At 41.1% G+C, this 20539-nt stretch carries 22 protein-coding genes and 1 tRNA gene; 11 read left to right on the plus strand and 12 right to left on the minus strand.

What is annotated here, in order from left to right:
• Positions 1-43: 43 nt before the first annotated feature.
• Positions 44-334 (plus strand): hypothetical protein, encoded by a 291-nt coding sequence (locus J2755_RS02875; protein ID WP_209679408.1) that lies wholly within the window; start codon positions 44-46, stop codon positions 332-334.
• 106 nt (positions 335-440) lie between these two features.
• Here the strand turns inward: J2755_RS02875 and J2755_RS02880 are convergent, their stop codons facing one another.
• The 4 genes from J2755_RS02880 to mpgP all read right to left on the minus strand — a co-directional run bounded on the left by J2755_RS02880 (position 441) and on the right by mpgP (position 3533).
• Entirely contained in the window at positions 441-863 is a 423-nt protein-coding gene (locus J2755_RS02880; RefSeq protein WP_209679409.1) for a hypothetical protein, read from the minus strand.
• Between the two features lie 70 nt (positions 864-933).
• Positions 934-2157, minus strand: a complete 1224-nt coding sequence (locus J2755_RS02885; RefSeq protein ID WP_209679411.1) for a glucoamylase — start codon at positions 2155-2157, stop codon at positions 934-936.
• 6 nt (positions 2158-2163) lie between these two features.
• Positions 2164-2697 (minus strand): hypothetical protein, encoded by a 534-nt coding sequence (locus J2755_RS02890; RefSeq protein WP_209679413.1) that lies wholly within the window; start codon positions 2695-2697, stop codon positions 2164-2166.
• 29 nt (positions 2698-2726) lie between these two features.
• On the minus strand, positions 2727-3533 hold the full coding sequence (mpgP, locus tag J2755_RS02895) for a mannosyl-3-phosphoglycerate phosphatase (protein ID WP_209679414.1): 807 nt from the start codon (positions 3531-3533) through the stop codon (positions 2727-2729).
• 152 nt (positions 3534-3685) lie between these two features.
• On the opposite strand from mpgP, the gene gpgS reads away from it, so the two are divergent.
• Complete coding sequence (gpgS, locus tag J2755_RS02900) at positions 3686-4906, plus strand: glucosyl-3-phosphoglycerate synthase (RefSeq protein ID WP_209679416.1); 1221 nt, start codon at positions 3686-3688, stop codon at positions 4904-4906.
• Positions 4907-4957: 51 nt separating this feature from the next.
• Positions 4958-6100 carry a pyridoxal phosphate-dependent aminotransferase gene (locus J2755_RS02905; protein ID WP_209679418.1) on the plus strand — a complete coding sequence of 381 codons (1143 nt, stop codon included), beginning with the start codon at positions 4958-4960 and terminating at the stop codon, positions 6098-6100.
• On the opposite strand, the gene J2755_RS02910 is transcribed toward J2755_RS02905, so the two are convergent.
• The gene (locus tag J2755_RS02910) at positions 6090-8762 is read right to left on the minus strand and encodes a cation-translocating P-type ATPase (protein ID WP_209679421.1); all 2673 of its coding nucleotides are present in this window, start codon (positions 8760-8762) and stop codon (positions 6090-6092) included. The two genes, J2755_RS02905 and J2755_RS02910, sit on opposite strands and share 11 nt — an antisense overlap.
• An 85-nt stretch (positions 8763-8847) precedes the next feature.
• On the opposite strand from J2755_RS02910, the gene J2755_RS02915 reads away from it, so the two are divergent.
• The 5 genes from J2755_RS02915 (at position 8848) to J2755_RS02935 (ending at position 11765) form a co-directional block, all read left to right on the plus strand.
• Complete coding sequence (locus J2755_RS02915; RefSeq protein WP_209679424.1) at positions 8848-9237, plus strand: thioredoxin family protein; 390 nt, start codon at positions 8848-8850, stop codon at positions 9235-9237.
• Between the two features lie 103 nt (positions 9238-9340).
• A complete protein-coding gene (locus J2755_RS02920) occupies positions 9341-9781 on the plus strand; it encodes a hypothetical protein (protein ID WP_209679427.1) in 441 nt (146 codons plus the stop codon).
• Positions 9782-9804: 23 nt separating this feature from the next.
• The gene (locus tag J2755_RS02925; protein ID WP_209679430.1) at positions 9805-10962 is read left to right on the plus strand and encodes a tRNA (guanine(10)-N(2))-dimethyltransferase; all 1158 of its coding nucleotides are present in this window, start codon (positions 9805-9807) and stop codon (positions 10960-10962) included.
• Between the two features lie 150 nt (positions 10963-11112).
• Positions 11113-11382 (plus strand): DUF1699 family protein, encoded by a 270-nt coding sequence (locus J2755_RS02930; RefSeq protein WP_209679432.1) that lies wholly within the window; start codon positions 11113-11115, stop codon positions 11380-11382.
• A gap of 203 nt (positions 11383-11585) precedes the next feature.
• Positions 11586-11765 carry a CxxC-x17-CxxC domain-containing protein gene (locus J2755_RS02935; protein ID WP_209679434.1) on the plus strand — a complete coding sequence of 60 codons (180 nt, stop codon included), beginning with the start codon at positions 11586-11588 and terminating at the stop codon, positions 11763-11765.
• 112 nt (positions 11766-11877) lie between these two features.
• Here the strand turns inward: J2755_RS02935 and J2755_RS02940 are convergent, their stop codons facing one another.
• Positions 11878-13173 carry a DEAD/DEAH box helicase gene (locus tag J2755_RS02940; protein ID WP_209679437.1) on the minus strand — a complete coding sequence of 432 codons (1296 nt, stop codon included), beginning with the start codon at positions 13171-13173 and terminating at the stop codon, positions 11878-11880.
• 337 nt (positions 13174-13510) lie between these two features.
• Between J2755_RS02940 and J2755_RS02945 the strand changes: the two genes are divergently transcribed.
• Positions 13511-14092, plus strand: coding sequence for a MarR family transcriptional regulator (locus J2755_RS02945; protein ID WP_209679440.1), 582 nt, complete (start codon positions 13511-13513; stop codon positions 14090-14092).
• 13 nt (positions 14093-14105) lie between these two features.
• Positions 14106-14789, plus strand: a complete 684-nt coding sequence (locus tag J2755_RS02950) for a DUF2110 family protein (protein ID WP_209679443.1) — start codon at positions 14106-14108, stop codon at positions 14787-14789.
• A gap of 1 nt (position 14790) precedes the next feature.
• Here the strand turns inward: J2755_RS02950 and J2755_RS02955 are convergent, their stop codons facing one another.
• Entirely contained in the window at positions 14791-15525 is a 735-nt protein-coding gene (locus J2755_RS02955) for a V4R domain-containing protein (protein WP_209679445.1), read from the minus strand.
• A gap of 73 nt (positions 15526-15598) precedes the next feature.
• On the opposite strand from J2755_RS02955, the gene J2755_RS02960 reads away from it, so the two are divergent.
• Complete coding sequence (locus J2755_RS02960) at positions 15599-16621, plus strand: class I SAM-dependent methyltransferase (RefSeq protein ID WP_209679448.1); 1023 nt, start codon at positions 15599-15601, stop codon at positions 16619-16621.
• Position 16622: 1 nt separating this feature from the next.
• Here J2755_RS02960 and J2755_RS02965 read toward each other — a convergent pair whose 3' ends face one another.
• The 5 genes from J2755_RS02965 to J2755_RS02985 form a co-directional block, all read right to left on the minus strand.
• Positions 16623-17096: a DUF2124 family protein gene (locus J2755_RS02965; protein WP_209679451.1), complete on the minus strand. Its 474-nt coding sequence runs from the start codon at positions 17094-17096 to the stop codon at positions 16623-16625.
• 29 nt (positions 17097-17125) lie between these two features.
• Positions 17126-18085, minus strand: coding sequence for a methenyltetrahydromethanopterin cyclohydrolase (mch, locus tag J2755_RS02970; RefSeq protein WP_209679454.1), 960 nt, complete (start codon positions 18083-18085; stop codon positions 17126-17128).
• A gap of 144 nt (positions 18086-18229) precedes the next feature.
• Complete coding sequence (locus J2755_RS11315; protein ID WP_245312624.1) at positions 18230-18853, minus strand: PEF-CTERM sorting domain-containing protein; 624 nt, start codon at positions 18851-18853, stop codon at positions 18230-18232.
• A 603-nt stretch (positions 18854-19456) separates the two neighbouring features.
• Positions 19457-19541, minus strand: a tRNA-Ser gene (locus J2755_RS02980).
• Between the two features lie 59 nt (positions 19542-19600).
• A complete protein-coding gene (locus tag J2755_RS02985; protein ID WP_209679883.1) occupies positions 19601-20314 on the minus strand; it encodes a peptidylprolyl isomerase in 714 nt (237 codons plus the stop codon).
• Positions 20315-20539: the final 225 nt, after the last annotated feature.

The raw sequence follows: 20539 nt of genomic DNA on the forward strand, positions 1-20539 counted from the left end.
CTCAGCGGGTAATTTTTTATTGATTCAGGACAAAAATAAATTCATGGACTCACAGGAATCATTTATCAACTCGGGAAATTCAAAAATGAATGAAAGCGCTCCTACTGCACAGGATCTTTTTCCCGATGCTTTCATCCGCAATAATACTGATTTTGAAACTTCCGAGGCTTTCATTGCAGCTTGTGAAGAGCTAATGGGGACTAAATTCAGCGAAATTGATGGAGTTGACGAGAAGTTTGTCGCATTTATCAACGAACATACTGAATTCAAAGACTTCGCTGAGATGTTCACAAAAGCAGCCGGTGACTGGGTAGTTTCGTGTTTTACTCTGTGAGCATTTCGCTTACAAAAACCGGCAGTTAATTAGTCTAAAAATGTGAAATTGGAAGGATATAGTTACCATTCCTCAATTCTCGAAACCAGGAACTTAAATGCCCAAGTCAGGTAATCTCAATTGACTTCACCCGGGATTGGTCAAGGTCCCTGACAGCTTGAACCCCTATAGTGAATAATCTGACTTCTCCCGGAGCCAGTTCGGTATTCACGTCTACTTCAAAAGGCTTGGAGACTGAGAGGTTATCATCAACATATATTTCCACAGCTATTTTGTTCACTAAAATCTCTGATTCTCCTGTATTCTCAAGGTTTATCTGCACCTTGTCAACAATTATTTTCCATTCATTGATCTGGAGACCTTCAGAAACTGTAATCTGCTCTCCAGTGTCACCTTCATTGCTATCCAGTCCCGGTTCATCTTCCTGACATCCGGAAACCATAACCATGGCAGTTACCAGAAATAAAATTAGGAGGGGGAACAGCCAATTTGTCTTACCTGAAAAATTAAACTTGTTTTTATCATCCATACTTTGTACCATCCTTACATCAAATATACTTAAAATTAAACCTGAACTAAAACCCGACCCGAAAAATGCCTCATCCATATTTTGACATGTAGCTTCGATATGCAGATATGAATTCTGCATGTGGCCATATAAGCGGCATTGTCACGTAAGCAAGACCATCTTCCCATTTAGGATGACTGCGGGTATGCTCAATCATTTTGAGCTTACTATCCCTGAGAATTTTTGCGCTTGTATAGTCTTCAAACCACATTTCAAATCGCTCGATGGTTGAAATATGTTCAGGTAACTGGTTTTCATGAGCCATATCAATTACCCACTCAAGGTACATATCCGCCATATCCTGATTATCAACACGGATATAATGATGCGCTAATTCACAGGTAAAATGCGGCCATGGACCGTATCCGCCATTATTGCGATCCCACATTTCCGGATAGCGATTAAGACCACCGATTTCCTTATCCCAGAGTCTCTCATGGATACGTTTGACAGTCGATTTTACCTTGATATCCGTATCATCTACCAACCCGAAAAATGCAGGAGCATATTCCACAGCATCCACATCGATGACACTGGAAGCAAATGCGTCATAGCCAATTGGATTACTGGTCCTGTCCTTGACACGTATACATTTGATAAAAGAGCGCCTTCTGGCACTGTAAAGTTTTGTCATAATGGAATCACGAATTTTGTTGGCTTCCTCTTCCCAGAGCGAAACGTCTTTCCCAAGAGCCTTGCCCATCTTCACCGCAGCAAAAATTCCGGCGCAACATGCTGAGTTTGCATATATTTCAAAACCGTGTTCATAGGCAGGATATTCATGAATACTGTTTACCGTGTGAATAAGGTCGACTTCTTCATTCTTGTTCATAAGAATAAATCCAACCGCCTTCTCAACAGCTTCCCAGTGTTTCAGCACAAACTCCTTATCCGCCATCGCCTCAAAAAAAGAGCCTCCGCTGCCTTCAAAATATTTTCCGAGAGCATACAGTACAAGACCGTTACCGTCAATCTGCAGATCCTTGTAACTTGCATCATTTCCGTCAACATCATAGCGCTGGGAAAACTCACCAAGTGGTTTCTGGGAACTTAAAACAAAATCAAGCCCTCTGCGAGCCTGATCCATTAGATCAGCATCTACAGAACCAATAATGGCCATAGAGTGATCTCTTGGATAAATGAAAGGATATCTGGTTCCAGGAGGACTGGCATAAAAACCTCCATTTTCATGCTGGTTTTCCCTTAATACATTTACACAATTTTCATAAAGTTCATACGCTTTTTCGTAATTCAAAGAGCTTCACTCCTTATCGTGATAGTCAATTTTAAACACACAATAAGATTTATCCAGATACTTGTCGACCTCTTCCTTGGTCATGCCAGCCTTTTCAATGGCTTTATAGTTATACTCAAATTCATCTGTAAGGGGTGATTTGGTTCCAACGCTCAGCAATTCAGCTCCTGCCAGTTCAGCCCTTTTTTTGCTATAGCTGTAGTGCAGAATCCCCAGGACTCCTGAAAGTGCAGGATAATTCCATCCGTCCTCCGCGGTTTCTTTTTGCTTATTGACATAGTCGATAATTTCAAGAAACTGCGACGGCTGCTCCCCACCGTACATTTCCACAAATTCAACAAAATCGCTTCCGAAAGGACAAACCGGAAGGAAATTGACGTGATTTTCACGTGCTCCCTCAAAGCCCGGGCCTTCAATTTCAGCCAGTTTGGTTCCGATACTAACAATCCAGTTAAAAGTTTCTTCGGGACCAAACCTATCAACCATTTCCATAATGCCTACCAGAAAAGCTTTAGGCAACATGTTTTCAAGTCGTATCATACTCCAAACCCCCTAAGTGTCAGTATATATTATTTAGAAGACAACAACTTAAGTATTGCACGGTTCCATCCAACAGGACCAATGCCTTCTACACGATTAATCCGGGAATCTGAAATAGTGCTGTCATGGATTTCCCCGGGCTTCTGGACAAGATAGGGAATGTCTACTGCCTGCAGCATGGGAAGGTCATTCTGGCTGTCTCCCAGACCCACACTTTTGACATCCGGGTCACTCTTCCTGAAAAGCTCCGTCAGTTTTTGAACAGCTTTCCCTTTGTCATTATCACCCATCAAGTGCCAGTAACGCCCTCCACGGGTATAGTTTAAGCCTCTGGATACAATCAGTTCCCTGAGTTCATCTGCCCTATCTTCATCAAGCAACTTGAAAGCTTCATCATATTCCCTTTTTGTTGCAAGTCTGGCAGAATCAAGTGCAAGTCCCGTATCCTCACTTACTTCTTCGTCACTCATATCCCCAAATCCTACAACATCCAGAGAAGCGGATTCACGAATCTCAGTGAGCACATCACGAAGAAGCTGGTAACTGGTACCCAGTTCGATTACCTTGTAATTCTTTAGCTTCTTCGAGTATAAGTAATCAAAATCAAAATAATCCTCCGGTATGAAAATTGCACCACCGTTTTCAGATATGAAAGGATGATACAGTTCCATTTCCTTCACATACTCTTCCAGCTCTGCTCTTGTTTTACTAGTGCAGAAAATAAGAGGAATTGAATTTTCCTTAATGGCTGCTAACGCAGGTTTAGCCGCATTATAGGAATAAGTATCATGATCTATCAATGTCCCGTCAAGATCCGTAAATATAACGTATCCCATAAACTCACCCCAAAAACATTAAATTTTTACTGAAAGTAAAGAATCCTGTTTCAGCAATAAATATTATAATATATTAACTATTTAGGTATTTGTACACAGGAATCTTTGGGGAAAGATGTAGCCTGTAATAGAAGTCTTTCAGGGGGTATTTCATGGATTTTAATCAGGAGACTGTCACGACTATACACGATTTTTGTATTAATAAACAAAGGCTTGCAGAAAGGATACTAGAGCTCAGGGAAAGAAGGCCGGCATCCATTGTCCTTCCAATCCATTACAAGGATCTGGATAATCCTGCACTTCCAAATATTATTAAGCAATTGAATGACTGTCAGTGTGCCACTACAATTGTAATCCCGCTTGCGGCAGAAAATGTAGAGCAATACAGGACTGCCCTCAGGGAATTGGAGAAACTGGAAATCAATCATACTCTTCTTTGGTGTAACGGCCCAACTGTTGAGAAAATCATTAACCAGATGAAGGAAATTGACATCGATATTACCTCTTTCAGGGGCAAAGGAATGGATGTCTGGCTGGGACTTGGGATTGCAAGCCTCAATTCTTATGCAATCGCCGTTCATGATGCTGATATTCTGACATATTCCACCGACATCCCCGTAAAACTCCTGTATCCAATTGTTGATCCTGAACTCAACTTCTTCTTTAACAAAGGATATTATGCAAGGGTGAATGTCGAGGAACGGAAAATGCATGGAAGAGTCTACAGGCTCTTTGTGGAACCTTTGCTTGATACAATGAATGAAGAATTACGGTGCAACTCTGAGTTGCTCCAGTATTTCAAGGCTTTCCGATACACTCTTTCCGGAGAATTTGCGATGACCAGTGATTTCGCTCTCAACATACGCATTCCTGCAGATTGGGGACTGGAAGTCGGATTGCTGGCGGAAGTACATCGAAACGCCGCGATAAAGAGAATTTGTCAGACTGATCTCGGGTTTTATGATCACCAGCATAAGAAACTTGGAACCGATCTTTCTGCAGGTCTTTGCAAAATGGCCGGGGATATATTTACAACTGTCCTGAGAGTACTTACAGAAACCACTCAAACAACGGTATCCATACCATTTCTCCACAGTGCAAGGATAAAATATAAGCGTCTGGGACAGGATGCCATCAGAAAATATTATACCGATGCATACTGCAACGGTCTCGAATTCAACAGGCATCTCGAAGAAATGTATGTTGATATGTTTTCAAACGTCATTATGAAAGTTGGAGAAGACTACCTGATGAATCCAAACGATGTCCTCATGCCCGACTGGACAAGAGCCCTTTCAGCCATTCCTGATTTGCGTGAACAGCTGTATCAGGCAGCTATAAATGACGTAAAGAAATTTGGGAACAGTGAATAACCGTTTTCCCTGAAAGCCACTATTAAATAAGAGGCAAGCGCATATTCAACCATGATTCCGGAACGTGTAAGGAACATTCCCCCTTTTTATGTCATGGAAGTGCTTGAAGAAGCGCAACAACTTGAAAAACATGGAGCATCTGTAATCCATCTGGAAATCGGCGAACCTGATTTTCCAACTGCTCCCCATATTTGTGAAGCTGCACATCAAGCCCTTAGCGGATGTATCACCAGATATACACACAGTATGGGCATCCCGGAATTAAGGAAATCCATTGCTAATTATTACAACCGGCATTTTGATGTTGATGTTTCTCCCGAGCAGGTAATCGTAACTTCCGGAACAAGTCCTGCACTCATGCTTGCTTTTATGTTGCTTGTTGAGCAGGGGCACAATGTCCTCATGTCAAATCCTCATTATGCCTGTTATCCAAACTTTGTAACTGCAATCGGAGGAACTACTGAGTACGTTCCTGTAAATGCAGAAAACGGATTTTCACTTAATGCTGAAAATATCCAGATGAACCTGAATGACAAGACCGATGCCATCCTGCTTAATACACCATCGAATCCCGCAGGTTCGGTGATGGACAAAAAAGATCTAAAAAGCATTGCAGAAATTGAAGGGGATATCCCGATTGTCTGTGATGAAATCTATCAGGGACTTACCTATGGAAAAGAGGATCACACAATTCTCGAATACACAGACAATGCCATAGCCCTCAACGGTTTCTCAAAGAAATACTGCATGACCGGCTGGAGGCTGGGTTACATGATAGCGCCAAAAAGCTACCTTCGGGTATTGCAGAAAATGCAGCAGAATTTTTTTATCTGTGCCAATTCATTTGTTCAGGAAGCGGGAATTGCAGCTCTTGAAGGACCTCAGGATCATGTCGAAAAAATGGTCGAAACTTATGACATGCGCAGGAAATACATGCTAAAGAGATTAAAGGAAATTGGATTGGGCATTGAATACGAGCCTGATGGAGCTTTCTATATTCTTGCAAATGCCCGGGAATACGGGAGAAATTCCCTTGAATTAAGCCGTGATATTCTGGAAAAAACGCATGTTGCAGTTACACCGGGAATTGACTTTGGAAAGGGTGCCGAAGGTTACATAAGATTTTCCTATGCCAACAGCCTTGAAAACATAGAAGAAGGTATGAATCGGCTGGAAAAATATCTCAACGGCTGATCTTGCCTCTTATTCCCCGTCCTTTTTTCATCAGGTATTTTTCGGCTTCTATTATGAAAAACACCGAACTCGAAAGACAAAGTATTATAATCCAGTCAAAGACTTCAAGGGGAGCGGTTTTCAAGATGCCATTCAGGTAAGTGTTGTATGTAATCAGCAGCTGCAATGATATGACAATTGCAATTCCCAGAAGCATTGCCCGGTTGGAAACTAACCTGTCAAAAACATTGTTATGTATGGATTTTGAATTGAAGAGATAAAAAATCTCAAAGAATACAATTGTATTCAGGGCTATAGTTTGGGCAACCATAATATCCCGGCTGTTGTTCTCCATCTGGAAAAAGAACAGCAGGAATGTGGCAGTAACCATCAGCAATGCAACTGTGACAATACGCCTTTTTATTATTGGTAACAAGAGTGGTTCTTCCGGATCACGGGGACGTCTGAAAAGCAGGTTTTCTTCCCTGGGTTCAAAAACAATCGGTACACCCAGACATATTGCAGTAACCGTATTAATCCACAGGATATGTAAGGGAAGCAAAGGAGGATTTGTAATTCCGAGCAGGACAGCTGCCATTATGGCCAGACCTTCTGCAGCATTTGTCGGAAGCGTCCACATAATCACTTTCTGGATTTTGTTATAGACATCACGTCCCTCCTCAACTGCATTTACAATCGAAGCAAAGTTATCATCAGCAAGAACCATGTCCGATGCTTCCTTGGCAACTTCCGTTCCCGATCTACCCATTGCAATCCCGATGTCAGCACCCTTAAGCGCGGGAGCGTCATTTATGCCATCCCCTGTAACGGCAACAACTTCACCTTCCTCCTTGAGAAGGCGGACTATTCTGGACTTGTCCTCAGGTGATGTACGGGCAAATACGGAAACTGTCTCAAGCTGCTCTTTTAATTGTGTATCACCCATTCTGTCAAGATCGCTTCCTGAAAGTGCCCCATACGTCCTGATTCCGAGCTGTTTTGCAATACTGTGAGCAGTAAGGACATGATCACCTGTAATCATGATCACACGGATTCCGGCGGTTTTGCATTTTTCAATTGCAGTCTTAACTTCTTCCCGGGGAGGATCTATCATGCCCTGCAGGCCCAGGAAAACAAGATCGTTAAGATCGGAAACATGTAGTGTGGACTGAGTATATGAGACTCTTTTATAAGCCATTCCTATTACACGCAGGCCTCTTGAAGCCATTTCCGAGGCATTATCCAGGATAAACTCCGGCTGTATGGACGAGATCCGATTTCCATCATCCTGAGCGCTGCACAGTTCCACTATCTTTTCGGGAGAACCTTTGATATATATCAAACGGGTTCCGTTTTCCCTCTCATTCAGGGTGGCCATAAGACGAAGTTCGGATTCAAATGGGATGGTGTCAAGCCTTGGGAGATGAAACTTACCTGCCTTTAGTCCAGAAACCAAAAGAGCGCCTTCCGTGGGATCGCCATCTATGCCTCCTTCTTCTCTCATATAGGCATCATTGCACAAAACTCCTGCTTCGAGGGTACCTATCAAAGTGGGATATGCCTGCGGATCAATATCTCTGTCATGTGAGAAGAATTGCCCTTGCGGGATATACCCCGAACCCGAAACATCAAAACTGCCTTCAAGTGTAAATATTTCCGTCACGGTCATTTCGTTTTTGGTGAGCGTTCCGGTCTTATCCGAACAGATAACAGTTGCAGAACCCAGTGTTTCCACTGAGGGTAAATTCCGAACAATTGCATTTCTTGAAGCCATTGTCTTTACACCAATAGCAAGTGAAATTGTGATAAGGGCTGGCAATCCTTCCGGAATTGCAGCTACTGCAAGGCTTACGGTGGCAAGGAATATATCAAGCGTCGCAAAACCCTGCAATTTACCTATAATAAATGTAAAAGCTGAAACCACAACTATAACCATAAACAGAAGTTTGCCCAGATGATCAATGGTGCGTAGTAAAGGTGTGTTTATCGCCTTTGTCTGCTGGATCAATTCTGAGATTCTGCCGATTTCAGTAAACGCTCCGGTGGAGACAACGATACCCTTTCCGATTCCCTGAGTGATGAGAGTGCCTCCAAATGCCATGTTTTTCTGGTCACCCAGAGGGAGATCTTCTTTTTGGATTGGATCAATGACTTTTTCCACTGCCATGGATTCGCCTGTGAGGGCTGACTCATCGATTCGCATATTCCTGGTGAATATGATTCTCATATCCGCAGGGACACGGGAACCTGCTTCGAGTGTTACCACATCTCCGGCAACCAGTTCCCTGCTTGGAATTATTTTTCTCTGCCCTTCACGTAGAACTGTGGCTTCAGGTTTCATCATTTTTGCAAGGGATTCAAGTGCATGTTCTGCCTTGTTTTCCTGCACAAATCCAATCACTGCATTGGCAAGGACAACCCCCATAATTACAGCTGTGTCTGCATATTCATCAAGGAAAAAAGTAAGTGCAGCTGCAGCAAGAAGAACGTAGATCAGAGGACTCTTGAATTGTTTCGCAAACTTATAGAGAGGACCATGCTTCTTTTTTATTTCCACTTCATTGAAACCGTATTTTGAAAGACGCAGCTCAGCTTCATCTTCCGAAATTCCTTCTCCGGAACTTTCAAGAAGAGAAAAGGCCTCTTCCACAGTTGAGCGATACCATTTAATTTCCCCACCCATCGAGAGTTTATTGGAGTGGATGCTTTAAAGATTTTTCCGGAGAATAAGCAAAAAAGCTATCAGATCTCAGAACCAATTTCTAAATATGACTTCAGGGATTATTGAAGCAAATTCCGTAAACTGGGAAGGAATCATTAATGGTGAAAAGGGGCCTTCAGTAGTTATGTTTTACCTGACTACATGCCCGCATTGCCAGAATATCTATCCTTATTTCCAGAATTTTGCACAGGAATTCGGTGACAGGGTTACCTTTGCAAAAATGAATGCAGAGGAAAACCCGGATATTTCAGGACTTTATGGTATAATGGGAACTCCAACTTTCATTTACTTCTGTAAGGGCATTGCGATAAAAAGCGAGACTGGAGCTGTGCACCCTGCTAATTTAAAGCGAAACATAGAAGAGCTTATTACCGGCGGAGAGGAATGTGTATTAAAAACTACCGTACTAAGTCATGAAATTTCACCATATGAGTAAACAGGTTGGTGACGGTATTTGCCGAAAATATCGTTGACATCAGAAACTTTCATATTCGTTCAGGATATTTACTTTTTAAAAAATAACAACAGGGGATTGGAACATGAAAATGAAAATCTTATTGACAATATTGCTGGTAATTGCAATTGCTTTTGCCGGATGCACCGAAGAACCGACTAAAAACGAAACACCTACAGACGGGGATAATGCAACTCCTGAAGACAATGAATCAGGTACTGACAACGGAGATGAAGTGGAGACACCTGAGGAGGCTTATGAACCTCAGGATTACCCAATCAGACTCAAAAACTATAATGCGATATCAGCAAATCCTCTTGAGATCAACAGGACAGATACTGTCACATGGATTAACCAGCAGGAAGATCCAAAACGATTTTTCTCAATTGAAAATGAAGAAGGATTGTGGGATGATGTATCCATTAGTTTCATGCAGAAATTCACTTACCAGTTTAATGAAACCGGTGAATACCATACCTATGTGCCACCATGGCGTGGTATGAATGTGACGATCATTGTTAAATAAGAAGAAAATATCAAAACCCAGATATGGAGATGCAGCAAATCAGGGAAGGCGACGTTTCTTTATTAGTTCATGCCTTCTCTGAAAAAGGTTATACTCCATCTGTCACCCCTGTTTTTTATAATCCTCACATGGAATTAAACCGTGACGTTACAGTGGCAGCTATCGCAGCCTGGATCAAAAGGAAAAACAAGGATAATCCAGATGAGAATGCCGGCATCACATATCTTGATGCAATGGCAGCTTCCGGAATCCGTGGAATCAGGGTTGCCAAAGAAATAGGAGTAAACGTTACACTTAACGATTGGGGAGAGGAAGCATGCAAACTTATTCTGGAGAACGTTGAACTAAACCAACTATCAAGTAATTCTCAGGTTTCCCGGAAGAGTGCTAACGTCCTGATGCATGAGAAAAAGTTTGATATCATTGATCTTGACCCTTTCGGTAGTCCTGCGCCCTTTTTGGACGCTGCGGCCTCCAGTGCAAAGGGATTACTGGCAGTGACGGCAACCGATACGGCTCCTCTTTGTGGAGCGCATTTGAACTCAGGTATGAGAAAATATTCATCAGTGCCCTTGAACACTGAATACCATAGTGAAATGGGAGCAAGGGTCCTTCTGGGATACATGGCTCGTGTTATTGCAATGCATGAGAAATCAATGGTTCCGCTCTTGACACATGCCACACGCCATTATGTAAGAACATATGTGCAACTGAAAAACGGAGCAAAAGCAGCTGATAAGAGCCTCAGGGAAGTTGGATTTATAGCACACTGCCCATCCTGTGGGATGGTAGATTATAAGAAAGGACTCACAGTACAGATGGAAAAGAGCTGCCCGTTCTGCAAAAAAGAAGTACATGTAGGAGGTCCCCTGTGGCTGGGAAGTCTCCATGAACAGGGATTTTGCGAAGAAATTCTGCTTGAAATGGAAGAGAGGCCTTTAGGTACTAAGGATGCATCTTCAAAAATGCTGGAAGTTTGTAAAAATGAGCTTGATGTCCCAATGTTTTATGACCAGCACAAGATTTGCAAACAATTGGGAATATCCGCAAAGCCAATTGAGGAATTGCTTGAAAGAATTAGAGAAAGCGGCTTTGAAGCCAGTAGAACTCATTTTTCGGGAACTTCATTTAAATCAGATGCAAATTACAAACAGATTAAACAAATTGTCAGAAATTATTAATAATTTTATTTAGAAAACTATATATTAGAACGACATATAAAATAAGTCAGATAACCAGAACCAGCTTTCAATTATTTTAATAAATAGTCGGGACTGGAATCTAATAAAAAACAATCAAAACAAAATACCTGAAAAAAAGAGGATGATATCTTGAAAATCAGGTTACTAAACTCTAAAAACGAGATAGAAAAATTGAAACCGGAAGATGAAATTGTACATCTTTCTTTTAGACCAAGCAACACCGATTTGATGGAAATCATCAAACGTTGTCCAAGCATAAAAGCTGTTCAGATACCCGACTCCTACAAAGGGACCCTTTCAGGAACTGCTACAAAGTTCCTTGAATTACAGGGAGTCGCACTGCTTACAGGAAGTCTGAAAAGCGCATACGTCGAAAAATATATGGAAGTCAGTGACTGAAAAGTCAATTGTGGCTTTTCATTCATTTCTATTTTTTTACATAAATAACAAAATCTGATTAGCTTGAGCTATTGTAGGGTAATGCCTATATGGAAAAAGGTAGTTGAAACCATTAGTCAATAAGTTCATTGAGCCTCCCTATAACTCATTTTTGGCGCAGTCTTATATGAATCGTTTGAACTAACAAAAAGGGAGGACAATAAATGGACAGAAGAGGATTCAATGGCGGAAGCCGTAGCTTTAACAATGCACCTCGTGAGATGCATAAGGCCAAATGTAGTGACTGTGGCCAGGAGACAGAAGTTCCTTTTGTACCGGATCCTGACAGGCCGGTATACTGCAGGGATTGCTACCAGAAACACAAGCCACGCAGGAATTTCTAAATTTCCAATCCTGTGACTTTGATTTAAAATAGAATGCAGGTTGATTGGTTTCCCAGTCAACCTCTTTAAATTTAAAATAATGTTGTACTGCTTTGAAGTACAACAGAAATATTTATTTCTTTACATCAGACAGCACAATTTTCACAAGAGCTGCAGCAATATCAACTGATGTATAATCTTCCTCAAGGAGATTTTCAACCCAGTGAATGTACTCTCCCATGTGACCGGCATCAACAGCGTCTTTAACCTTCTGGGAAAGCAGCTCTGCACGGATATCTTCCACATCGCTCTGTGAAGGCACCTTCTTACGGATTATTTTGGCACCGGTGTGTTTTTGTATACTTTTTATCTTGCGAATGTCCTTGCCGGCAGCAAAAGTAAAGGCAGTTCCTTCCCTTCCTGCACGTCCCGTCCTTCCTATCCTGTGGACGTATGATTCTTCATCCTGTGGAATATCGTAATTAAAGACCACTTCGATATTTTCAACATCTATCCCGCGTGCCGCAACATCTGTTGCAATCAGGGTTTCGATGTCCCCTTTCCTGAAGCTGGCCATGACCTTATCTCTTTGTTTCTGTTTCAAATCTCCATGAAGCGCATCAACAAGGTAACCACGTGATCGCAGGGTTTCAGCAAGAGTATCAACCTGCTTCTTTGTGTTACAGAAAACAAGAGAGGATTTTACGTTGTAGATATCAATAAGCCTGCAAAGAACTTCCGGCTTTACATGGCGCTTGACCTCAAAGTAGTATTGTTCTACTAAAGGAACAGTAAGTTTCTTGTGAACGGTTTTTATCATCTGAGGATTATTCTGATACCGTTTTGTTAACCTCAATATTGGTTTTGGCATAGTTGCGGAAAAGAGAATGGTTTGCCTTTCTTCCGGAACTTCATTAAGAATATCTTCAATATCTTCCCTGAATCCCATGTCAAGCATTTCATCGGCTTCATCCAGCACAACCATTTCTACTGCATTGAGTCTCAGGGTTTTTCTCTCAATATGATCCATCACACGGCCAGGAGTTCCAATTACAATCTGTACACCCCTGCGAAGAGCTTTGATCTGCCTTTCAATGGGCTGGCCGCCATATATTGGTAAAATTTTAGTCTTCTGGTATTTTGCGAGTTTGTTTAACTCTTCAGCAACCTGATTTGCGAGTTCCCTTGTGGGACAAAGTACGATGACCTGTACTTTTTTGACATCAGGGTCTATCATCTCAAGCGCAGGAATTCCAAAGGCTGCAGTTTTTCCTGTACCAGTTTGTGCCTGCCCGATTACATCCCTTCCTTCCAGGATAAAAGGAATTGACTGTGCCTGGATGGGAGTAGGTTCTTCAAAACCCAAATCCTCAACAGCCCGTTCCACGTCTTTTGATAAGTGTAATTCTTTAAAAGTTAGTGATTTCATTCTATGATTCCTTCTAGTATTTGGATGTCAGAAATGTCACAATATCAGTTATCATGTCAGAATGCGGAATATATGACCGCAAAAGCATAATTTTGAGTAATAAGTGGCGAATTTGACTAATTTGATGATCCAGATTGTTTTGTTTCAACAAAACAAAAAAGATCACGCTGACTTAACTCCAATCTTGTACATTAAGTTTGCCAGTGAAATAATGACTTTTGCATCTTTGGATGGCAAGAGAGGCAATCTGGAATAAAGGGTTTCGACAATTATATATATTAAATCGTATCATGGAATAACTTCTAATAAAGACTTGTTACTTTCAGGTGAGTGGCTAATGAATAAACAAAGCATGGACAATCTATTTTTGCAGGAAAAGCCCACCCTTGCACTGATGGCAGTATGGGCCCATAAAAGGACTTATGCGTCAGTTGTTACCAAGGAGATTAACTCGACTTTTGCCCATACAACTAAAATATTATCCAAAATGGAAGAGATGGGACTTGTTAAATTTACAGTCGATGGGCGTATAAAATACGTTGAACTCACAGAATATGGCATTGAAGCTGTTGAAGCTCTGCAGCAGTTAATCCATGCTCTTAAGGATACTCTTCCTTCGGCATACCTGAAAGCTGTTGAAGCAGATGAAAACGTTGTAAAACATGCCCTCAATGAGGAATCTGAGAAGATTCTTGGTAAAATACGAGAACTTCGAACAAAAATTGATAAAAGTTATACCGAGCTTGTCAAAAGTAAGGCCAGCGACGAAGCTATAAAACGAAAACTCGGTCCTTTCAGCAGGGAAGTTGCTCTTGTCGGCACAATGATAGAGAACTCGGAAGAGCCCATTCATGATGACGTTTTGATTGCATACGACGAAACGGCAGACGCATTCAATTCCATTATTAAGAGAAACTGAGGGGGTTTCTATTATGGAAAAAGACTGTATAGCTCTTTTCATTTATGCTAATCCTCAACAGACATTAGTCGCAGCTAAGAATTTAATCTCAGACGAGCTTAAAGATCTGGAGGCTAATGCGGATACAGTTATTTCCAGCAGTGGGTGGCTGGAAGTTCATCTTGAGGGAGAAGATGCCGAATTTGCCCTTAATTTCCTGAAATCAAAATATGGTTCCCCTACAAAAAAACCGGAACCTGAAATTGTCTATAATGGTTACATCAAATCTGTTGAAGGGGAAGAATTACTCATTGATATAGGCAAAGTAATGAGAATGCCTGTACAAAATCTCAAGTCATTAGGTACAGGAAATGCAAAACAGATAGCTGCAAGATTCGGATTAATTCAGCATTTTCCTGTAAAAGTACGACTGTCAAAAGATGGTAAAACGCTTGAATTTGCAGATGAAACAATTGATCTGTTATGGAAATGGAAAAAATCACCAATGGACAGGGTCATAGCAAACTCATCCACGCGCTCAAAAATAAAATCCGCAATTAAGAAAACCGGGCATGGAAGAGATATTTTTGGAGTAGAAAAACTAGGTCTGCTTGAAAATGTCATTGTTTGTAAAGAAGGAACAGATGGTCCTGGAATAGTTGCTGAAATTGGACCACTCCTGAAATCAGAAATGGGAGTAATACGAGGGACACACTGAATTACTCGGTGATAAAGAGACAGTGATTATCGCCTGCAGCATAGCATTCTTTTTCAATGAAGGGTAGATTCAGACCTATTGAACTGGAAAAAATACCCTCGAGAACACCTTCGTCAAACGAACAAACTGGATGTCCGACAACTGGAATAGAATCGCATTCGAAACAATCCTTAACGCGAATTGTGAGTGGGTCCACATCATCAATATACATTTTACCCAGTTTGTGAAGACGCCAATAACCTCGAAGTTCTTCAAAGACATCTGAAACATCATCAAAATCAAAAGTCGCTGATATATGGCCACCTATGTCCCTTCCAATAATTTTCATAAGGGGGCCATTATTGATTCCCTGCGCTTCTGAGCCATACCGGACAGCCCGGAAAGCATACTTAAGGAAATCAAATTCATCTTTCAGGGAAGAAGTAAACATATCAAGTGTCTGGTAATAATGGAAATCAAGAGGTTCTCTGGAGCAGGCAATGTACTTGGAACATAAAGTATAGGTTTTCCTGCGTCGGTCAGAGGGATCAACCTGTTCTCTAACCAAATTTGCTTTCTGGAGATCATTTAGATGGACCGAAACAGTAGACTTGGCTTTCCCGGTACTGCGAACAATTTCATCAAAAGACTTGGGATCTGCCTGCAAAAATTCAAGTATCTGGAGTTTCACTTCTCCGTTGATAGCAATAAATCCATTTGCAGTTGCAAAAAGAGCAGTATGATCTTTTGATTCCATACAGAAAAAAGATAAGGCAGGCAAATATATAAACGTTCGCCAAGATTCGAATGAATTTGAAAAAGGTATCCTGATGCAAGCAGAAAATACTAAAGCAATACTTGTCCCGAAGGAAAAAATTGAAGATATTCGCATGCATCTGCTCAAAAAAAATATCCTTGATACAAACAGGAAAATAAAAATTGCGACAAACAAGGATTTGGCCGAAATTCCAGTTTTGGGAGAAGTGGAAGGTTATGAACACATTTTCCAGGAAAAACCTGAATATTATTTCCAGTTCAAAAATTTAAGAGAAAGGCTGCAGGAAATCGCTGATCCTGAACAAAAAAAATACATACCTTCCGGATGGCAGGTGCTTGGAGATGTAGTTGTAATTACCATTCCTGAAAAAATCTCATCACTTAAACCTGTAATTGGGGAAGAACTCCTGAAAATGTATCCTTCATGTCACTGCGTGGTTAACGATAAAGGTATAGACGGAGATCTCCGCCAACCGAAAAGGGAAATCATTGCAGGGAATGGAACTGAAACCACACACCGGGAAAATGGGTGTGTGTTCAGGATGGATGTTACAAAAGTTATGTACTCAAAGGGAAACCTCTATGAAAAGAGGCACATGAGCAATATAGGAACCGGCGAAATCATTGTGGATATGTTTGCAGGCATAGGCTATTTTACAATACCCATTGCAGTCCATGCAAAGCCTGAAAAAATGTACGCAATCGAATTGAATCCTGAGTCGCATTCCTACCTTCTTGAAAATATCAAGTTGAATAATGTAGAAGGTATTGTAGAACCTGTATTGGGTAATTGCCTTGAAAAAGCCCCTGAAGGAGTAGCTGACAGGGTACTTATGGGATATGTAGGAAATACACATGAGTATCTGAAAAAGGCAATCTCAATCCTGAAAAAAGAGGGTGGAATAATCCACTATCATGAATCAGTTCCCGAAAAACTATTTCCTGAAAGACCCGTATCCAGAATAACTAAAGCTGCACTGGAAAAAGGGAAAAAAGTGGAGATTCTTGGCTTTCGGCGTATTAAAAAATATTCACCTGGCGTCTGGCATGTAGTTATAGATGCAAAAATTGGGTGAATTATTTTTCTTTCATGGATACAGACATATCCGCATCAAAAAGGTAGTCAAATTTGAGTTTATCCGTCCAGCCGCGAACATCAAAAGTGGACTGGAAGCATAGTCCAATCAATAAATTCCTGTCAGAATCCTCAAATATATTTGCAAGAAGCTCATTTGCGGCTTCTATATCAATACCTATTTTTGACATTGAAAGACCGCCTAAAAGTACAACTGTGTCAGCGTGGTAATCAATAGACTTGCCTATTTGCATCCCGTAATCGGTAGGAATTATGGCTTTTGCCCCATCAACATCGTCCTTTACAATGAAACCCAGTTCCGCAGGATTTTTGCGCATGGCATATGCTGCAAGCTCGGCAAAAGGTGTGCAAAAACCAGCTGTACCAACAAAAATTACTTTTTTGGAATCCCGGGTAACCTCGGCTAATCCGCGAAGCATTCCTCCGAGACCTTCGGAGGTTTCAATAACATTCAATACAACCACCCTGAACAAAAGAAAGGAGGTTAGACCTCCTTGATTCCAAAAGATTCGAGAAGAATTGGTGAGTTGATGTGACCTGAAGTATAAGACTTCTGGGTAGCAACATCGTTGATTGTTACCTTTGCAGGCGCAAACATTCCCGCATCAACCTTAAAGAAATCGAAGTTAGCTTCCTTGAAAGTTGTGAAGAATGGTTTTCCAAAGTCTTTTGATGTGGTTGAAGGTGCTTTCTTGACAAAGTCTTCAAGATCCTCCTGACCATAATCTACTGTGTAGTATGTTTCACCACAATAGATGATACAATCGTTTGTGGATCCCATACACTTAGTGTCATCTCCCACAACAGGTGCTATTGGAGTTACACCGAAACCGCTCTTGATTGAATTAATGTCAAAACCAATGGATTCAAGTTTGTGAATGCCTGTCTCTACGATACGTGCGGAAATCTGTACGGAACCAGCGATTGAGGATGTGGGCGCAACAGCAATGTAAACGTTTTCAGGGTCAACACTGCAGTGCTTTGCAATGTACTCAACAATTTCCTCATCTGGAAGAGCACCGGATTCCATAACAAGAACTGCGGCTTCAGAGTCATCCTTGTAACCGATTTCCTCGTAGAGTTCTTTTGGTTTGAGACCAAGTGCACGAGCAGGACCGGAACCCATTCCAAAGTACTTGCCAACTGATATCCTCCAGCCGGCATACTGGGAACCCATACATGCAACAATCGGATGATCAGTAACAACCTGGATTGCAGGAACTGGAAGCCCTTCCAGATCAAATTTTGTGTAGGTAATCTCTGCCAGGTCTGCAAGACAAAGACGGGAAAGGTACATACCTGCATCATATCCACCCTCTACGTTGACACCACAGTCAATGATAGTAGCACCATTTTCAAGTTGGCTGGATTCTACCTTGATTTCTTCTTCCCAGTCAAGCATTTCATCGATTATAGCAAGTCCCTTTTCGTTGACACTAATCATGTTATCACCTTTGTAAAAGACAAAGCAAAAAAGCTATCTGAATATAAATATTTGCCGATAAGGCTCAATGACTATAATGCAAAAATAAAATCGAAAAGGAAAAATGGAACATCCGCAAGTTCGGATGTTCAGAAAAGCCAGTAATTACTCTTCCCTGCGTTGCTGGAATATAAATGCCAGTCCGATGACTGCGGCAATTGGCAAAGCAACCGTTGGAAATTCAGGGATTTCTTCCTGACAGCCGTTAAATCCTACCTTATACACTGTAACATGCTTTGCAGAGCCCGTATCTTCCTGGTTTATTTCAATGGTATGGGTATCATAATCAAGACCGGAAATATAGACATATCTCATAGTCTGATTTACTAAGGGAAGACGAAGAGGAACATCATCAGCATCGGTATCACCTTCCCATACCCAGTTCCCATCGATGTAAATACTTGCATTTCCTTCATTGCTGTCACTGGCAAACTGGACGCAGATACAACTGGACGGAAGAAGTGTATTAACAACCATGGAGCCACTTCCATCAGTTGATGTAAGGGCAAGTCTTCCATCAGTTCCATCAACCCATGTAGGACCGGTTATCGATGTGATATTCAATAGATCCGTATCAGGATTATTGAAGGCTGGATCTCCGTATATCCAGTAAGAAGGGCTGCAAACACCTTCGTTGAATTCCACATTTAACTGCACATCTGATGCTGCACCCACAAATGAAAACAGCATTAAAAGGGTAACTGTAAGCACCACAATTTTGTTTAACATATTCAACCACCAACCTATTTATTTAGAAATTAAATTCCGTAAATAAAATAAGAACCTCAAATAATATAAACATTATCCAAATATTAAAGAAGTGATAATAATCCTCATTATGATGTGAAAGAGAAAATTGAATAAGAATTTACCATTTGTTTAATGGTTCGCTTTGCCAAATATGTCCCATTTCACCAATTTGGAAAGTAGTTGAAAAAATATCTCGATATACCACAACAAATCCAATTAAGAGAAATTAAAGATTTTCTACATAAAAAAACAACTAAAACCAGTGGCGGAGTATACATGTCACGTGCTTGGTGGTATTTAAGAACTAAATGTGACAGAATCCCGATGAAAGCGTGTTCGGTAGGCAATAGAATGGGATCTACTCCGCCTATGGTAGTACATTAGTAGTGTATGTACAAATTCGTATTTAAACAACTAAGACAAATGGTTTCGAAACACAGGTCCTTCTAGTTTCGAAGAATAAGTTGCTTGCACTTCTTTTTAAATAAAACTACAAAAAACATTCATTGAGAAGAAGTAAATCAAACAGGACCACAAATCGCGATACATTGTTGTTACTTGCAGTAAGAGACAATGATAGAGCGCTGAGGGGGAGATTCGAACTCCCGAGGCGCGCTGCACCACCGGTTTTCAAGACCGGCGCCGTAGTCCACTTGGCTACCTCAGCAATAAGAAATAGGCGCACTGAGAACAGTACTAATGCTATAAAAGGATAGCGAAGAGGAATTACTCTTCGCTGACTTCAGTTTCCTCAGATTCTGCCACTGGAGCTGCAGATTCCGGAGGGTAGGTTTCAACGTACTGGACTTTTTCCATTCCAATATTTTCAATAATCTGGGTTGCTATCTGGCCTTTAGCCATGAGCCAGCGCTGGTTGAAGGTAAGACCAAGAGGAACTTCAATTAATGCAGTTTTATCCTCAATTGAAACCTCAATTTCCGGTATGCCTGTATAGAGAGTCAGTAAACCAATGATCTTTGCAGCGTCTTCCTCAAGTTTGGATTCAATTGTGTAGTCATAGGTTACGGTCTTGCCTGCAAGGGGATGGTTGAAGTCAACACGTGCCCGCCTTCCAATTACTTTGACAACAACGCCGCGTTTGCCGTTAACTTCCACATTCATACCAGGCTGAATGTCTTTCTTCTCAAAACGGTTTATAGGAAGAGATTCCACAAGCTTTGGATCATGTGTGCCAAATCCTTTTTCAGGAGGTATGTCAACGGTTCCGGAATAACCAACCTTCTTGCCAATGAAATCCTCATCAAGACCCTGGATTGTGTGACCGGCACCGACAACAATCACATCGCCACCATAAACTCCACGTGGATTATAAATCTCGCTTTCCTTTGCAAGCTCTTCATCGGTTGTATCAAAAATGTTATCTTCGTCAAACTTTCCTGTATATGATACTTTTATAAAATCGCCTTTCTCGATTGTCAACATAATCAACTCTGTGTATTTGTATATTACAATAAAGTGTATGTTTGAGGTCTTCTGGCTATAGAACTCTGCCTTTATATAACTTTTTGGAACAAAACAAGGATAGCTTTCCCGCTACCTGCCGTATTGAATATAAAAAGAAAAAACTGAATTTTTCAGGGAAGGCGGCATAAAATTGCTTGCTAAACGATTTTCATAGCAATGCCAATGAACTTACTAAAAGAA

The organism is Methanohalophilus levihalophilus (genome assembly GCF_017874375.1).
GTDB classification, from domain to species: domain Archaea; phylum Halobacteriota; class Methanosarcinia; order Methanosarcinales; family Methanosarcinaceae; genus Methanohalophilus; species Methanohalophilus levihalophilus.

Bases quoted from the DNA above. Each gene is read 5' to 3' on its own strand.
- J2755_RS02875 (WP_209679408.1), top strand. From the start codon at position 44: ATGGACTCACAGGAATCATTTATCAACTCGGGAAATTCAAAAATGAAT.
- J2755_RS02880 (WP_209679409.1), bottom strand. From the start codon at position 863: ATGGATGATAAAAACAAGTTTAATTTTTCAGGTAAGACAAATTGGCTG.
- J2755_RS02890 (WP_209679413.1), bottom strand. From the start codon at position 2,697: ATGATACGACTTGAAAACATGTTGCCTAAAGCTTTTCTGGTAGGCATT.
- mpgP (WP_209679414.1), bottom strand. From the start codon at position 3,533: ATGGGATACGTTATATTTACGGATCTTGACGGGACATTGATAGATCAT.
- gpgS (WP_209679416.1), top strand. From the start codon at position 3,686: ATGGATTTTAATCAGGAGACTGTCACGACTATACACGATTTTTGTATT.
- J2755_RS02905 (WP_209679418.1), top strand. From the start codon at position 4,958: ATGATTCCGGAACGTGTAAGGAACATTCCCCCTTTTTATGTCATGGAA.
- J2755_RS02910 (WP_209679421.1), bottom strand. From the start codon at position 8,762: ATGGGTGGGGAAATTAAATGGTATCGCTCAACTGTGGAAGAGGCCTTT.
- J2755_RS02915 (WP_209679424.1), top strand. From the start codon at position 8,848: ATGACTTCAGGGATTATTGAAGCAAATTCCGTAAACTGGGAAGGAATC.
- J2755_RS02920 (WP_209679427.1), top strand. From the start codon at position 9,341: ATGAAAATGAAAATCTTATTGACAATATTGCTGGTAATTGCAATTGCT.
- J2755_RS02925 (WP_209679430.1), top strand. From the start codon at position 9,805: ATGGAGATGCAGCAAATCAGGGAAGGCGACGTTTCTTTATTAGTTCAT.
- J2755_RS02935 (WP_209679434.1), top strand. From the start codon at position 11,586: ATGGACAGAAGAGGATTCAATGGCGGAAGCCGTAGCTTTAACAATGCA.
- J2755_RS02940 (WP_209679437.1), bottom strand. From the start codon at position 13,173: ATGAAATCACTAACTTTTAAAGAATTACACTTATCAAAAGACGTGGAA.
- J2755_RS02945 (WP_209679440.1), top strand. From the start codon at position 13,511: ATGAATAAACAAAGCATGGACAATCTATTTTTGCAGGAAAAGCCCACC.
- J2755_RS02950 (WP_209679443.1), top strand. From the start codon at position 14,106: ATGGAAAAAGACTGTATAGCTCTTTTCATTTATGCTAATCCTCAACAG.
- J2755_RS02955 (WP_209679445.1), bottom strand. From the start codon at position 15,525: ATGGAATCAAAAGATCATACTGCTCTTTTTGCAACTGCAAATGGATTT.
- J2755_RS02960 (WP_209679448.1), top strand. From the start codon at position 15,599: ATGCAAGCAGAAAATACTAAAGCAATACTTGTCCCGAAGGAAAAAATT.
- mch (WP_209679454.1), bottom strand. From the start codon at position 18,085: ATGATTAGTGTCAACGAAAAGGGACTTGCTATAATCGATGAAATGCTT.
- J2755_RS11315 (WP_245312624.1), bottom strand. From the start codon at position 18,853: ATGTTAAACAAAATTGTGGTGCTTACAGTTACCCTTTTAATGCTGTTT.